The sequence below is a fragment of the Aureimonas sp. AU20 genome, assembly GCF_001442755.1.
Taxonomy (GTDB): domain Bacteria; phylum Pseudomonadota; class Alphaproteobacteria; order Rhizobiales; family Rhizobiaceae; genus Aureimonas.
This window is the reverse complement of the sequence record NZ_CP006367.1, coordinates 539,986-555,440: the sequence shown is the minus strand read 5'-3', so window position 1 is coordinate 555,440 and position 15,455 is coordinate 539,986. Positions and strand designations below refer to the sequence as shown.

Genomic DNA, 15,455 nt, shown 5'->3' with positions numbered 1-15,455 from the left:
ACCCGCTCGCCGTCGACTTGGAAGAGAAAGCTCATCATGAACGCCCCGCTTCTGATTTCGGCGACCTCCCCGCTTCTGGCCCTGAAGGCCGAATGGTTGCGCCGGCTGGAGGTGGAGCGCCGCGCCTCGCCGCAGACGGTGGAGGCCTATGAGCGGGACCTCCGGCAGTTTCTTCAATTCTTCGCCGGCTACCAGGGGCGCCCGGTTGCGCCCCCCGACCTCGCCGATCTCAAGCCGGCGGAGTTTCGCGCCTTTCTGGCCGATCGCCGCCGCGAGGGCGCGTGTGCTCGCTCGCTCGGGCGGCATCTGTCGGGCGTGCGCTCCTTCGTGCGGTATCTTGAGCGCGAGGGGCTGGCCTCGGGGGCGGGCGCGGCGTCGATGCGCGCGCCCAAGCGGCCGAAATCCCTGCCGCGCCCCTTGAGCGTGCCCGACGCGCTGGCCGTGACCGAAGAGGTCGGCGCCATGGCGGCCGAGCCCTGGATCGCGGCGCGCAACACGGCGGTGATGGTGCTGCTCTATGGCTGCGGCCTGCGCATTTCCGAGGCGCTGAACCTGCCGGGAGAAGCGCTGGCCGACCCCAAGGCCCGCTCTATGATCATCACCGGCAAGGGCAACAAGCAGCGGCTCGTGCCGCTCCTGCCCGCCGTTCTGGAGGCCGCCAGCACCTATCGCCGCCTCTGCCCCTACGCGCTCTCGGCGGACAAGCCGCTGTTTCGCGGCGCGCGGGGCGGCCCGCTCGGGCCAGGCATCATCCAGCGCGAGATGCAGCGGCTGCGCGGGCTTCTCGGCCTGCCCGATTCCGCGACGCCCCATGCGCTGCGCCATTCCTTCGCCACCCATCTCCTGGCGAAGGGCGGGGACCTTCGTGCGATCCAGGATCTCCTGGGCCACGCCTCGCTTTCCTCGACGCAGGTCTATACCGCGATCGAAGGCAACCGCCTTCTACAGATCTACGACGACGCCCATCCCCGCGCCCGGCGCGGCGCGGCGTGACGAGCCGCAGCACGAGGGCGGGCGGCGCCAGAAAGCGCGCCCGAGCGGCAGGCCCGAGAGCGCCGGAAAGACCCTCGCGAGGTCGGCGGGCCGGTTCTTTTGGGCGAGGATGTCGGTGCGAAGGCCTTGCACCGCCCCCCGGCATTCCGAGAGTCGAGGGGCTCGTCTGCACCCGAGATCCCCTAACCATGCCCGGCGCAGAGGTTTCGTCAGCCGCTCCAAAGAGCGCGTCCGGAAAGTCCCCTGCAGAGGATCAACGAGGGATTTTGTCGTTCCACGAGGCGCCAAACGCAGTCGATGCGAGGGCGCATCGGCGAGGATTGGCAACGAAGTCGGAGGCGAAAGGACCCGTTGAGCCGACACAGCAAACCTTTCGGACGGGCTCCAAGGCGCGAGGCGCCAAGAGGGAAAGGCAGGCGCCGCCGGCCCACTCCTCGCCATCGCGGCCCGGCGCGCCTTCGGATGGCCATGAGACTGCGGCCCCATCCCGCTCGCCTTCGCCCTGCCCCTCGTTTCGCCGACGTTCCGACCGCTTCTGATCCTCCGACCCTCTTATCTGCCTGGACCCTCATGCCCGTTCGCCTGTCATCCCACCTCGCCCGCGCCTCGCGGCGCCTGCTTCTCCCCGGTCTCGCCCTGGCGCTGCTCGCCGCGCCGGCCTTGGCCGAAGCACCCGCGCCGACGGCCTGCCGGGCCGGCACGAGCGCGCTTCCCGCGCTCGCCGTGAGCGGCAAACTGGCGGAAGCCGAGCGCGAGGCGGCTCTCGTTCCCAATGGCGAAGGGCGCCTGTTTCGGATCGAGCGCGAGGGCGTCGCGCCCTCCTTCGTCTACGGTACGATGCATCTCTCGGACCCGCGCGTTCTCACCCTTCCGCCCTCGGCCGACGCCGCCTTCACAAAGGCTTCCGGCCTCGTGATCGAGACCACGGACGCGCTCGACCCCGCTGTCATGGCGACGGCGCTCCTGTCGCGCCCGGACCTCACGACCCTTCCGGCGGGCCAGACCCTGGAGACGATCGTGCCGGCGCAGGAGATGACGCGCCTCGCGCCGCAGTTCGAACAGCGCGCCATGCCGCTCGCCGCCATTCGCACGTTGCAGCCCTGGTTCGTGGCGACGCAGCTTCTCGTCGCGCCCTGCGAGGCGGAGCGGATGAAGGGCGGAGCGAAGGTGCTGGACATCGCCTTGGCGAGCCGTGCCAAGGAGAGCGGCAAGCCCGTCCAAGGTCTGGAAAGCGCGACCGAGCAGCTGGAGGCGCTCGCCACCATGCCGCTCGATCTGCAGGTCGACAATCTCGTGGCGACGCTCGATCTCATCGACACGCTGCCCGATCTCTTCGAGACCATGACCGAGCTTTATCTTTCGGATCGCATCGCCCTGATCGAGCCCGCGACCACGGCGCTCGCCCCCTCCGGCACCGACGAGGCGCGCTCGTTGGAGGTGACGCAACGCTTCGACGAGGCGGTGGTGCATCGCCGCAATGCGGTGATGAGCGAGCGGCTTCAGCCTCTGCTGGCACGCGGCGGGCTCTTCGTCGCGGTGGGCGCGCTGCATCTGCCCGGCGAGACCGGCCTCGTGGAAAGCCTGCGCCGCGCCGGCTGGCAGGTGACGCGCGCCGATTAAAGGCGCCGGGCAGACCTGTCTGCGGAGGAAGGCTGGAAAGGTTTTGGAGGCTGAAGGCGAAGCGAAAGTGATGGAGGGCGAAAGGCCGAGCCTTCAGGGAAAGAGAGTAAAAAACACCCGATCAGCTAACGCCTTGCAGTCTTGTCAGGTGCTTCAAGCCTGACGATGAGGAAGCGGGGCTTTCCCAGCGCCCTCCTCTGTCGGAACCATTTGCGGCGACTCCGCTTGTCCTTTCATTCAGTGGCAGATGGGGAGGCTTCCATGCGCCGCGTGCTTTTGCTGCTTCTCGCGCTGCCCATGGCCGGCTGCGTGTCCGCCGCGCCCGAGATCGGCCTCGCGCCGGCCTCCTATCGCCCGCCCGTGCGCCCCGGCTGCGAAAACTACGCGGACCAGACGGCGCGCAATACCTATGAAAATCAGATCGACAGCGAAGATTCGCTCGGCGCCCGGCTGCTCACCCGGCAGCAGGCCGAGGATTCCGTCGGCGCGCCTATGCACGCTGCCGCAGCGGGCGTTTGAACTGAGCGGAAGGCCCGTCTGGCGCCCTAGGCAGGGCGATCCAGCTAGCGGGGCGATTTCGCTCAAACTTCAGCCCATCCAGAATTTGTCGGCGTGACGTCGGTTCGGACTTCAGCCCACGAATATTAATAACATCCGAGAATGTTACGGATGTGAAATAATCGGCATGAACATGCCCCGCGTTTTCCTCGTCGCGTAGAACGGGCGTGCAGACCTTACGCTTGGCACAACACAAGCCGTCATAGCGATACGGATGGGAACCCGAAGGCGCGACGCCGACCCAGCAGGCTTTGCCAAAATCTAAGCGCTGTCGCGTTGGGTCCACGCGATGTTTCGTCCGTGGTTGGCGACGTCGAGCAGGCGCTTGAGGCTGGCCGTGTCGGCGACGCGCGGCAGCTTCGTTTCCATCTCGACTCGGTTTCGCCCTTGCGTCTTGGCCCGGTAGAGCGCCGTGTCCGCGCGGTCGAGCACGACGCGGCTGTTCTCGGCCTCCACCGCCATCGTCCCGCCGATGCTGATCGTCACGAGTTCACCCGGCCGCCCGGGATGGGCGATATCGAGGCCAAGCACGGCTTCGCGCAGACGCTCCAGCCGCTCCAATGGGTCGTCCCCCTCGGCAAGCTCGAACAGAATCGCGAACTCCTCGCCGCCATACCTCGCAACAAACGCCGGTCCCGCCGCCTTTCGCAGCTCCACCGCGACCCGTCGCAAGCATTCGTCGCCCGACAGATGGCCGGCGGAATCGTTGAGGGCCTTGAAATAGTCGATGTCGAGAAGCGCGACGCAGACCGGGCTGTTTGGGCGCGCGCGCGTGAGATGCTCGATCAAGCAGCCGTCAAAGGCGCGGCGATTGCTGATGCCGGTCAGCGCGTCCATCTTCGCCAGCCGCTCCATCGCCCCGCGCTCGATCTGGCCCTGCTCCAGCTGGAGCTCGGCTTGACGGCGCAGCAGGAACGATTCGCGGTTGAGCTGCGACAGGCGCCCGCTCACATGGCTCACTACGAGGCGCAAGGTCAGCGCCCCGGCACCGGCGACCAACGCATCGCGGCCGGACAGCGCCGCGAAATCGGCCAGGATCGTGGCGAGCGCCAGACTGCTCGCACCGATCCGGCTCCATCGTGTCGGCAGCGGGCTGCCGCAGAGCAGCGCCAACGTCACGAGCGGGGCGACGATCATCGCAAGCGGCGCGGTCTGGTCCGCCCAGGCCACGAGGAAGAGCATCGCCAATTGCAAAAGCGTGGCGGCGGCGACGAGAACCATCGTGCCGCCAAGCAGCAGCGAGGGCTGACCCATCCAGGACAGCGGCAGCGCCAGAACGCCGAGGCTCAGGCAAAGGACGGCCGGTGCCGCGCCGAACGGGAGATCGGAACCCTGAACGGCGAGCAGCAGGCCGGACGCGACAGCGGACTGGCCAAGGCTCCAGAGTTTCAGCCACGACTTGAGAAAGGCCGGCCGGCGCGCTTTGCGCTCGGTTTGATAGAGGACTTCCAATTCGCCTTGGAACGGCGCAGCGGAGACTTCGGTGTGCGCGAGTTCGCGTTGAACCGCTTCCAGCGGATCGCCCAGCGTCGATTCATCGACGCGCGGATCGCATTCCGGCCCCTGCGAGCCCGGCGCCCGCTGGGCACCAAGGAGATAGACGGCTGCAAGACTCATGGAAACGATCCGGTCGAGGCTTGCATCCATGCAACCTCGTGTTGGGACTTTGACCCGCGAAATCTTTCCGAGTTCTAAAGGTTTGGCGCCCTGCGTGTTTCACGTGAAACATGGTGACGACGATCTTAACCTTTTGAGATGCGCTTGATCAGCTTGCTGGAAGTCACTGCACCAAGTGTCGAAACGTCCGGACGACCGGGGTTTTGACCCTCTTGTTGTATGGCGGCGGCGAGGCGGGGCATCGCGATGTTGCAAGTGTGTGAACTTGAAGGACACTCACGAGAGCCAACTGAATCGCTTGAAAAAATTACACCTCCGGTTGCATCGAAATCCAGAGCCGTTTTTAGACAGACCCTTCCCAAACGAAATCGCCTGAACGAGGACGCGCCCTTCCTTACGGAGCAAAAAGGGGAAGGGCGACATAGCCGCCCTTCCCCATCGATTTGTCGAACCGTCGCGCCTGATCCAGGCGCGACGTCCATCGGTATTACATATGAATCGGCTTGGCGAAGGCGGCGAAGGCCGCTTCGCGCACCGCTTCCGAAAGGGTGGGATGGGCGTGGCAGGTGCGGGCGAGGTCTTCCGCCGAGCCGCCGAACTCCATCAGAACCGCCGCTTCCGCGATCATGTCGCCGGCGCCGAAGCCAAGGATATGGGCGCCGAGCACCCGGTCGGTCGCAGCATCCGTCAGGATCTTCACGAAACCATCGGTGTGCAGCATGGCGCGCGCGCGGCCATTGGCGGAGAAGGGGAACTTGCCGACCTTATAGGCCGTGCCGTTCGCCTTCAGCTCTTCCTCGGTCTGGCCGACCGACGCCACTTCCGGCGAGGTGTAGACCACGGACGGGATGACGGCATAGTTCACGTGGCCGCGCTGGCCGGCCAGGATTTCGGCGAGCGCGATGCCCTCGTCCTCCGCCTTGTGCGCCAGCATCGGCCCCTTCACCACGTCGCCGATGGCGTAGATGCCCTCGACATTGGTGCGGTAATGCGCGTCGATCTCGACCCGGCCCGCCTTGTCCATGGCCACGCCCGCCTCTTCCAGGCCTAGGCCCGCGGTGAAGGGCTTGCGGCCGGTGGCGATCAGGACGACCTCGGCTTCCACGGTCTCGGCCGCGCCGCCCTTGGCCGGCTCGAAGGTGACGCTGGCGCCGGACGCGCTCTTGGTCACGGCCGTGACCTTGGCGCCGAGCTTGAAGTGGAAGCCCTGCTTGACGAGGAGCTTCTGGAACTGGCTCGACACGTCTGCGTCCATCGGGCCCAGGATCTTGTCGAGATATTCGACAACCGTAACCCGCGCGCCGAGGCGCGACCAGACGGAGCCGAGCTCCAGGCCGATCACGCCGCCGCCGACGACCACCATCGTGGCCGGCACCTTCTGGAGCGCGATCGCGTCGTCGGACGACACGATCGTATCGCGGTCGAAGGCGACGTCGAGGCCCGGAATGCCGGCGACCGCCGAACCGGTGGCGATGCAGATCGACTTGGTCTTCAGCGTGCGCTTGGCGCCGTCCTCGGCCGTCACCTCGACCTCGCCGGCCTTGACGATGCGGCCCGTGCCGATGACGCCCGTGATCTTGTTCTTCTTGAACAGGAAGGCAACGCCGTCCGTGTTGGCGCGCACGGTCTTGTCCTTGTGCGCCAGCATCGTGCCGAGATCGAGTTCGGGCGCCACCTTGATGCCGAGATCGGCGAAGGAGTGCGAAGCCTCGGCGAACATCTCGGAGGTGTGGAGCAGCGCCTTGGACGGGATGCAGCCGATGTTCAGGCAGGTTCCGCCATAGGTCGCGCGCTTTTCGACCACGGCGACCTTCAATCCGAGCTGGGCGGCCTTCACGGCGCAGACATAGCCGCCGGGGCCGGAACCGATGACGATGAGATCGAAGCTGTCAGAAGTGTCGGACATGGGGCCGTCTTTTCAAAGTGTCAGAGGAAGCGGATGAGCATGAGGAGGAGCCCAAGCAGCGAAACGAGCCAGGCGAGGCTGCGGATATAGGGCACCCCGAAGAGATAGAGCGGAATGTAGGCGAGCCGGGCGGCGAACCACAGGGCTGCGCCCACCGCGCCGATGCCACCCGTGCGGCCCGAAACGGCGAGCGCCAGGGCCAGCGCCACGAAGGCGGGATAGGTCTCGAGAAAATTGCGCAGCGCCCGCTCGGCCCGCCCGGCATAGAGGCCGAGAGGCTTGGCCTCGCCATCGCGCGGGCCTGCGTTCCAGTCTGTGCCGCGCTCGCGCGTGGCAAGCTGCCCCTGCAGGCCGATATGGACGAGGAGGACGACGACCGACCAGCCGAGGAGAACCAGTTCGAGCGGCAAGGATGTGTTCATGAGAGGACAAGCTCCGCAGCGAGACGCATCATGCGCCGCTTTGTCCCTGAGCTAGGGCGCCCAGCGCGCAAGGGCATGGCGCGGCGCGCCCGCGCGGGCCGATCGCCAATGGTCGGCGCGGCCCTGCCCGGTCGGCCAGCCCCTCGCGTCACGGCTTGGCCGGCGCGTTGGGGACGGAGCAGTCGCCCTGCCCTTCCTCGAAGCTCGCCTTGGACTGGCGCAGATTGCCGCGCACGATGCCCATGGGCTGGAAAGGCGGCTCGGCCTGGGCGCCGGGCTGGAGAAGGCGCAGCTCGTAGCAGCCCGAGAACACCGCGGCCGTGCCGCCGCGCGTCGCCTCTACCACCGCCGGTACGCGGTAATAGGTCGAGCCCGCCGCGCCCTCGGCCTCGGCCATGCCGAGTTTCAGGCGCACGCGGCTCGTGTCGGCATAACCCTTGGCGAAGCTCTCGAACTCCGGCCGGTCCGGCTCGTCGCGGAAATAGCTCCAGGCGCGCAGGAATTCGCGCCGGTTGATCGCGTTGTAGAGGCTCTCGATCACCGCCTCGGGCGTCGAGCGATCGTCGCGATAGTCCGGCGGGGTCTGCGCCCCGGCGGGGACGGCGGGACTGATGGCGAGAAGCGCGCAAAGCGCGAGCGCGCCCCGCGCCACGCCGCGCGAAACCGGCGCGCCGGGGGCACCGGCCGCGACCTTGCGCGTCCCGATCATGCGTTGAGGCCGGCCCATCTCGTGTCTTCGCGTCCCTCGGGTTTGGCTGAATGGTGGGCCGGCATGAGAGCCGGCCCACCTCTGGCTTTCGTCTTAGAGGTCGAGCACCAGACGCTCGGGATCTTCCAGCGAATCCTTGACGCGTACGAGGAAGGTCACGGCTTCCTTGCCGTCCACGATGCGGTGGTCGTAGGAGAGCGCCAGATACATCATCGGGCGAATCTCGATCTTGCCGCCGACCACCATCGGGCGCTCCTGGATCTTGTGCATGCCCAAGATGCCGGACTGCGGCGCGTTCAGGATCGGCGTCGACATGAGCGAGCCGTAGACGCCGCCATTGGTGATGGTGAACGTGCCGCCCTGCATGTCGCTCATCGTCAGCGAGCCGTCGCGGGCCGCCTTGGCGAGGCGGCCGAGCTCCTTCTCGATGCCGGCGATGGAGAGCTGGTCGGCATTGCGCACCACGGGCACGACAAGGCCCTTGTCGGTGCCGACCGCCATGCCGACATGGCAGTAGTTCTTGTAGATGAGGTCGGTGCCGTCGATCTCGGCGTTCACCGCCGGGATCTCCTTCAGGGCGTGCGTGATCGCCTTGGTGAAGAAGCCCATGAAGCCGAGCTTCACGCCGTGCTTCTTCTCGAACAGGTCCTTGTAGCGGGCGCGCAGTTCCATCACCGCCGTCATGTCCACCTCGTTAAAGGTGGTGAGCATGGCGGCCGTGTTCTGCGCGTCCTTCAGGCGGCGCGCGATGGTCTGGCGCAGCTTGGTCATGCGCACGCGCTCTTCGCGCGAGGCGTCGTCCGCAGCGGAAGCCGGGCGCGGCGCGGCCGGGGCGGAGGCGGCGGCAGGCGCCGTCGTGCCCTTGGCGATGGCGTCGAGCACGTCGCCCTTCAGCACCTGGCCGCGCTTGCCCGAACCCTCGACGTCGGAGCCCTGGAGGCCCTTCTCGGCCATGAGCTTCTGCGCCGACGGCGCCGCCGGCATGGTGGAGGAGGACGAGGGGTTCGGCAACGTCGTGTCGGAGCCGCTCGGCGCGGGCGCGGCGTTGCCGTAGCCTTCCTTGGCGTCCGCAGTGGGCGTCGCCGGCGTGGTGGCCGAAGCGGCGGCAGCGGGCTTGGCGGCGGGGGCCGAGGCCCCGGCCGCGCCGCCTTCGCCGATCACCGCCAGCACCGCGCCGACGCCGACCGTCTCGCCTTCCTTGACGATGATCTCGGCCAGCGTGCCGGCGGCAGGCGCGGGCACCTCGACCGTCACCTTGTCGGTCTCGAGCTCGGCGATGATCTCGTCCTGCTCGACCCGGTCGCCGGTCTTCTTGAACCACTGGCCGATCGTGGCCTCGGTGACGGATTCACCCAGCGTCGGGACTTTGACTTCGGTGCTCATCGCTTGCTCGTTCGTCTATCGCAAAAGGGCGTATGTTTAAGGGGAAGCGGCGGCGTCAGGCCGCCGCGTCGCCGAGAGCTTCCTCGAGGAAGGCTTCCAGCTGCGCGATATGCTTCGACATGGTGCCGACCGCCGGCGAGGCCGCGGCCTGGCGCCCGGCGTAGCGGGCGCGGCGCTTGGTGCCGCCGATGCGATCCAGCACCCATTCCAAATAGGGCTCGATGAAGCTCCAGGCGCCCATGTTCTTGGGCTCCTCCTGGCACCAGACGATCTCCGCATCCTTGAAGCGCGACAGCTCGTTGACCAGCGCCTTGACCGGGAACGGGTAGAGCTGTTCGACGCGCAGGAGGTAGATGTCGTCGACGCCCCGCTTTTCGCGCTCCTCCAGAAGGTCGTAATAGACCTTGCCGGTGCACAGGACGACGCGGCGGATGTCCTTGTCCTTCTTGAGCTTCACGTTCAGCGAGTTCGGCTTCATCTCGGCATCGTCCCACAGGAGACGGTGGAACGAGGTGTCGCCGCCGAACTCGGCGAGGTCCGACACGGCGCGCTTGTGGCGCAGCAGGGACTTCGGCGTCATCAGGATCAGCGGCTTGCGGAAGTCGCGCTTCATCTGCCGGCGCAGGATGTGGAAGTAGTTGGCTGGCGTCGTGCAGTTGGCGACCTGCATGTTGTCCTGCGCGCAGGCCTGCAGGAAGCGCTCCAGGCGCGCCGAGGAGTGCTCGGGGCCCTGGCCTTCATAGCCGTGCGGCAAGAGCATGACGAGGCCCGACATGCGCAGCCACTTGGCTTCGCCCGACGAGATGAACTGGTCGATCACCACCTGCGCGCCGTTCACGAAGTCGCCGAACTGGGCTTCCCAGAGCGTCAGCGCGTTGGGCTCGGCCAGCGAATAGCCGTACTCGAAGCCGAGCACCGCCTCTTCCGAGAGCATCGAGTTGATGACCTCGTAGTTCGCCTGGCCCTTGGCGAGGTTGGACAGCGGGATGTAGCGGTTCTCGTTGCGCTGATCGTAGAGGACCGAGTGGCGCTGGGAGAAGGTGCCGCGCTCGGAATCCTGGCCTGACAGGCGGATCGGCGTGCCCTCGGTGAGCAGCGAGGCGAAGGCCAGCGCCTCGCCCGTCGCCCAGTCGAGATTCTCGCCCGATTCGATCTGCTTAGCGCGGTTTTCGAGGAAGCGGCCGATCGTCTTGTGGACCTCGAAGTCGGCGGGGACCTCGGTCAGCTTGCGGCCGAGTTCCTTCAGCGACTTGACGGGAACGCCGGTGATGCCCCGACGCTGCTCGTCCTCGTCGTCGGCCCGCTTGAGGCCCGACCAGGCGCCGTCGAGCCAGTCGGCCTTGTTGGGCTGGTAGCTCTGGCCGGCTTCGTACTCGGCCTCGAGATCGGCGCGCCATTCCGCGCGGCGGGCGTCGACGTCGTCCTGGCTCAGCACGCCTTCCGACACGAGCTTGGCGGCGTAGATCTCGAGCGTCGTCTTCTGCTCGCGGATCTTGCGGTACATGATCGGCTGGGTGAAGCCCGGCTCGTCGCCCTCGTTGTGGCCGAAGCGGCGATAGCAGAACATGTCGATGACGACCGGCTTGCCGAAGGTCTGGCGGAACTCGATCGCGATCTTGGCGGCGTAGGTCACCGCCTCCGGATCGTCGCCGTTGACGTGGAAGATCGGCGCCTCGACCATCTTCGCCACATCCGACGGGTAGGGCGAGGAGCGCGAGAAGCGCGGATTGGTGGTGAAGCCGATCTGGTTGTTGATGATGACGTGCAGCGAGCCGCCGACGCGGTGGCCCTTCAGGCCCGACAGGCCGAAGCATTCCGCCACGACGCCCTGGCCCGCGAAGGCCGCGTCGCCATGGATCAGGAGCGGCAGGACCTCGGCGCGAACCTCGGCGGGAACCGACTCGGTGCGGGTGCGACCGCCGCCCAGCTGGTCCTGCTTGGCGCGCGCTTTGCCCATCACCACCGGATTGACGATTTCCAGATGCGAAGGGTTCGCCGTCAGCGACAGGTGAACCTTGTTCTGGTCGAACTCGCGGTCCGACGAAGCGCCCAGATGGTACTTCACGTCGCCCGAACCCTCGACGTCCTCGGGCTTGTAGGAGCCGCCCTTGAACTCGTGGAAGATGGCGCGGCGCGGCTTGCCCATGACCTGGGCGAGCACGTTCAGGCGGCCGCGATGGGCCATGCCGAACACGATCTCCTTCATGCCCAGCTGGCCGCCGCGCTTGATGATCTGCTCGAGCGCGGGAATCAGCGACTCGCCGCCGTCCAGGCCGAAGCGCTTCGTGCCCTTGTACTTGACGTCGATGAACTTCTCGAAGCCCTCGGCCTCGATCAGCTTGTTGAGGATGGCGCGCTTGCCCTCGGGCGTGAAGGCGACGCCCTTGTCCGGCCCTTCCATGCGCTCCTGAATCCACTGCTTCTCCAGCGGATTGGAAATGTGCATGAACTCGACGCCGATGGTCGAGCAGTAGGTGCGCTCCAGAATGTCCACGATCTCGCGGATCGTGGCGAACTCCATGCCGAGCACATTGTCGATGAAAATCTTGCGGTCGAGATCGGCGGCGGTGAAGCCGTAGTTCTCAGGGGAGAGCTCGTTGTAGTCGTCTTCCGGCTTGGCAAGACCCAGCGGGTCGAGCTTGGCGTGGAGGTGGCCGCGCACCCGGTAGGCGCGGATCAGCATGAGGGCGCGCACAGAATCGCGCGTCGCCTGCAGAATGCTGGCCTCGGACGGGGCGGCGGCGCCGGCTTTGGGCGCCTCCACGGCGGCCTTGTCGCGCAGCTTCTTCTCGACCTTGGCCTCGGTCTGGCCCCAGTTGCTGTCGAGCGCGGAGACGAGTTCGCCATTGGCCGCGATCGGCCAGTTGGCGCGCTGCCAGGACGGACCCTCGGCGTTCTTCACGACGGTCGCCTTGTCGTCCGCCATCGCGCCGAAGAAGGAGCGCCATTCCTCCGACACGGAGGAAGGATCGCGCTCGAAGGCAGCCGCCAGTTCCTCGATATAATCGGCGTTTCCGCCGTAGAGGAACGAGGTCTGCGCGAAGGATTCGTTCGCCGGGTTGCGTGCCATGATTTGAAAACGCGGCTCCCGCTTTTTCGGGCGCCGTCTCCTTGGAATGGAAAAAGGGCGAAGGTCCGTCGCTTCGCCGTTCACTCGAACGCTCTAAGAGCCCGCTCGGAATCTCGGTCGGGTCGGCCTTGCGGGGCTTTTCCGTCACCGAACTTCCAGCCGGACTCTTACCCGGCTTTACCTTGCGCGAAGGCCGCGCGGGCCAGGTCAGCCGCGCGGCTTCGTCTTGTCGGACCAATCCGGCCGAAACGCGGCGAAACCGCGCTTTGGCCGGATCGGATATGGCGTCAGCCCTTGAGAACTTCCACCAGCGTCTTGCCGAGGCGCGCCGGCGAAGGCGAGACGCGGATGCCAGCCGCTTCCAGGGCTGCGATCTTGGATTCCGCGTCGCCCTTGCCGCCGGAGACGACGGCGCCGGCATGGCCCATCGTGCGGCCCTTGGGCGCCGTGCGGCCCGCGATGAATCCGGCCATCGGCTTCTTGCGGCCGCGCTTGGCCTCGTCGATCAGGAACTGCGCCGCGTCTTCCTCGGCCGCGCCGCCGATCTCGCCGATCATGATGATCGACTTGGTCTCGTCGTCGGCCAGGAACATCTCCAGCACGTCGATGAACTCGGTGCCCTTGACCGGGTCGCCGCCGATGCCGACCGCCGTGGTCTGGCCGAGGCCCTCGTTGGTGGTCTGGAACACCGCCTCGTAGGTCAACGTGCCGGAGCGCGAGACGATGCCGACATTGCCCTTCTTGAAGATCGAGCCGGGCATGATGCCGATCTTGCACTCGTCCGGCGTCATGATGCCGGGGCAGTTGGGGCCGAGAAGGCGCGACTTCGACTTCTCCAGGCGAGCCTTGACGCGCACCATGTCGAGCACCGGAATGCCCTCGGTGATGCAGGTGATGAACGGGATCTCGGCCTCGATCGCCTCGATGATGGCGTCGGCCGCGCCGGCGGGCGGCACATAGATCACGGAGGCGTTGGCGCCCGTGGCGTCACGCGCCTCGGCGACCGTGGCGTAGATCGGCAGGCTCTCGCCCTTCGAGCCGGTCCAGGTCTCTCCGCCCTTCTTGGGGTGGATGCCGGCGACCATCTGCGTGCCGTGATAGGCCAGCGCCTGCTCGGTGTGGAACGTGCCGGTCTTGCCGGTCAGGCCCTGCACGATGATCTTGGTGGTCTTGTCAACGAGAATGGACATTCAACGTTTCCGATCTCTTCTTTCGGCGTTGACGCATCGACGATACCGCGATCGTCGCGCCAAAAATGATGAAAATGCCAGCGGCCGCGAAGGGAGAAAGGGGGTCTGCCTGGGGTGAGCGCAGCGGGACTGCCCGTCGCTTCGAACCCCTGTCACCCTTCCTCCTTCGCCTGCCACCCGAACCAGACACCAGTCGGAGCCAACGCCGCAGGCGCGACGCTGGCTCCGACGAGGCTCGTTACTTGATCGCCGCGACGATCTTCTGCGCGGCGTCGTCGAGATCGTCCGCCGCCGTGATGGCGAGGCCCGACTCGTTCAGAAGCTTCTTGCCGAGTTCCACGTTGGTGCCTTCCAGGCGCACCACGAGCGGAACCTTGAGGCCGACTTCCTTCACGGCGGCAATCACGCCTTCCGCGATGACGTCGCACTTCATGATGCCGCCGAAGATGTTGACGAGGATGCCCTCGACCTTCGGGTCGGCCGTGATGATCTTGAAGGCTGCGGCCACCTTCTCCTTGCCGGCGCCGCCGCCGACGTCGCAGAAGTTCGCCGGCTCCTTGCCGTAGAGCTTGATGATGTCCATCGTCGCCATGGCAAGGCCCGCGCCGTTGACCATGCAGCCAATATTGCCGTCGAGCGCGACATAGGCGAGGTCCCACTTGGAGGCCTCGATCTCCTTGGCGTCCTCTTCGGTCTCGTCGCGCAGCTCGCGCATGTCGTCATGGCGGAACAGCGCGTTGCCGTCGAACGAGACCTTGGCGTCGAGAACGCGCAGGTGGCCGTCGGTCATGACGATCAGCGGGTTCACTTCCAGAAGCGCCATGTCCTTCTCGGTGAAGGCCTTGTAGAGCGCGGGGAAGAGCGACTTGGCGTCCTCGCGGCCCGCGCCTTCCAGGCCGTAGGCCTCGGAAATCGTGGCGACATCCGCCTCGGTGACGCCCGTCGCCGGGTCGATGGCGATCGTATGGATCTTCTCGGGCGTGTCGTGCGCCACGGCCTCGATGTCCATGCCGCCTTCGGTGGAGACCACGAAGGCCACGCGGCCGACGGAGCGATCCACCAGCAGCGAGAGATAGAGTTCGCGGGCGATGTCGGCGCCGTCCTCGATATAGAGGCGGTTCACCTGCTTGCCGGCCTCGCCCGTCTGGGCGGTGACGAGCGTGTTGCCGAGCATGTCCTTGGCGTGGGAGACGACCTCTTCGATCGACTTGGCGAGGCGCACGCCGCCCTTGGCATCGGGGCCGAGTTCCTTGAACTTGCCCTTGCCGCGACCGCCGGCATGGATCTGCGACTTCACGACATAGAGCGGGCCGGGCAGCTGCTTGGCGGCGGCTTCCGCTTCGCTGGCGCTCGTAATGGCGACGCCGCCGGCGACCGGGGCGCCAAAGCCCTTGAGAACCTGCTTGGCCTGATATTCGTGAATGTTCATGGGATCATCTCGTTGGGAGCGGGATCGGTGCAGTCTGCGGCCCGGAGGAGGGACCGCCCGGAGGCCGGGTGCTGCGGGTGGGCTGGGAGAGAGCCGGGCGCGGAGCGCGACGAACCGGCGGCACGGGCCGCGCGGCGGGTCTCGATCCAGTTCGTGCGCAGTCGCGCCATGACGCCTCGTTTCGCATCCACGGTGCGGCGGGATCGGCTCGGCCAAAGCGGCAGGCGGCGCGCGCCCGTCCCGGTTCGGCATCGCGCTCCCTCGCGACCGTTGTCGGCGGCTGAGTTACCGTCCCTCTCCCCAAAGCGCAATCACTGCTTTTCGGGGGTGAGCAGTTTCAACCGGTTAGACCAAGTGGGGCTTACGTAAAAGTCATTGGTAAACCGCCGCGCTAACAACGGGAAAGCCGAGACCACGCGGAGCAAATGAAATTTTTTCGCATTTGCACGTGCGAACGGCCCATCCAGCGCCTCTTTCACCCAAACCGGCCCAGCCTCGGCACCGCCCTCCCCTTGCCCCGCGCCGGCGGGGACAGCCACGCGGGCGGAGAAGCGGCCG

Annotated in this window: 11 protein-coding genes; 3 read left to right on the top strand and 8 right to left on the bottom strand. The window is 66.7% G+C overall.

The window, feature by feature from the left end; all coding sequences use genetic code 11:
- Positions 1-36: 36 nt before the first annotated feature.
- The 3 genes from M673_RS02475 to M673_RS02465 all read left to right on the top strand — a co-directional run bounded on the left by M673_RS02475 (position 37) and on the right by M673_RS02465 (position 3,132).
- Positions 37-993 carry a tyrosine recombinase XerC gene (locus M673_RS02475; RefSeq protein WP_061973316.1) on the top strand — a complete coding sequence of 319 codons (957 nt, stop codon included), beginning with the start codon at positions 37-39 and terminating at the stop codon, positions 991-993.
- A gap of 570 nt (positions 994-1,563) precedes the next feature.
- On the top strand, positions 1,564-2,613 hold the full coding sequence (locus M673_RS02470) for a TraB/GumN family protein (protein WP_061973315.1): 1,050 nt from the start codon (positions 1,564-1,566) through the stop codon (positions 2,611-2,613).
- 261 nt (positions 2,614-2,874) lie between these two features.
- On the top strand, positions 2,875-3,132 hold the full coding sequence (locus M673_RS02465; RefSeq protein WP_061973314.1) for a hypothetical protein: 258 nt from the start codon (positions 2,875-2,877) through the stop codon (positions 3,130-3,132).
- 300 nt (positions 3,133-3,432) lie between these two features.
- On the opposite strand, the gene M673_RS02460 is transcribed toward M673_RS02465, so the two are convergent.
- The 8 genes from M673_RS02460 to sucC form a co-directional block, all read right to left on the bottom strand.
- Positions 3,433-4,818 (bottom strand): GGDEF domain-containing protein, encoded by a 1,386-nt coding sequence (locus M673_RS02460; RefSeq protein ID WP_061973313.1) that lies wholly within the window; start codon positions 4,816-4,818, stop codon positions 3,433-3,435.
- Positions 4,819-5,275: 457 nt separating this feature from the next.
- The gene (lpdA, locus tag M673_RS02455; protein ID WP_061973311.1) at positions 5,276-6,694 is read right to left on the bottom strand and encodes a dihydrolipoyl dehydrogenase; all 1,419 of its coding nucleotides are present in this window, start codon (positions 6,692-6,694) and stop codon (positions 5,276-5,278) included.
- Positions 6,695-6,714: 20 nt separating this feature from the next.
- Complete coding sequence (locus tag M673_RS02450; protein WP_061973310.1) at positions 6,715-7,116, bottom strand: MAPEG family protein; 402 nt, start codon at positions 7,114-7,116, stop codon at positions 6,715-6,717.
- A 148-nt stretch (positions 7,117-7,264) separates the two neighbouring features.
- On the bottom strand, positions 7,265-7,843 hold the full coding sequence (locus M673_RS02445; protein WP_148639952.1) for a hypothetical protein: 579 nt from the start codon (positions 7,841-7,843) through the stop codon (positions 7,265-7,267).
- Positions 7,844-7,918: 75 nt separating this feature from the next.
- Positions 7,919-9,208, bottom strand: a complete 1,290-nt coding sequence (gene odhB / locus M673_RS02440) for a 2-oxoglutarate dehydrogenase complex dihydrolipoyllysine-residue succinyltransferase (RefSeq protein WP_061973307.1) — start codon at positions 9,206-9,208, stop codon at positions 7,919-7,921.
- Positions 9,209-9,263: 55 nt separating this feature from the next.
- Entirely contained in the window at positions 9,264-12,278 is a 3,015-nt protein-coding gene (locus M673_RS02435; RefSeq protein WP_061973305.1) for a 2-oxoglutarate dehydrogenase E1 component, read from the bottom strand.
- Positions 12,279-12,565: 287 nt separating this feature from the next.
- Entirely contained in the window at positions 12,566-13,468 is a 903-nt protein-coding gene (gene sucD / locus M673_RS02430; protein ID WP_061973304.1) for a succinate--CoA ligase subunit alpha, read from the bottom strand.
- 238 nt (positions 13,469-13,706) lie between these two features.
- Positions 13,707-14,897 (bottom strand): ADP-forming succinate--CoA ligase subunit beta, encoded by a 1,191-nt coding sequence (gene sucC, locus M673_RS02425; protein WP_061973302.1) that lies wholly within the window; start codon positions 14,895-14,897, stop codon positions 13,707-13,709.
- Positions 14,898-15,455 lie beyond the last annotated feature (558 nt).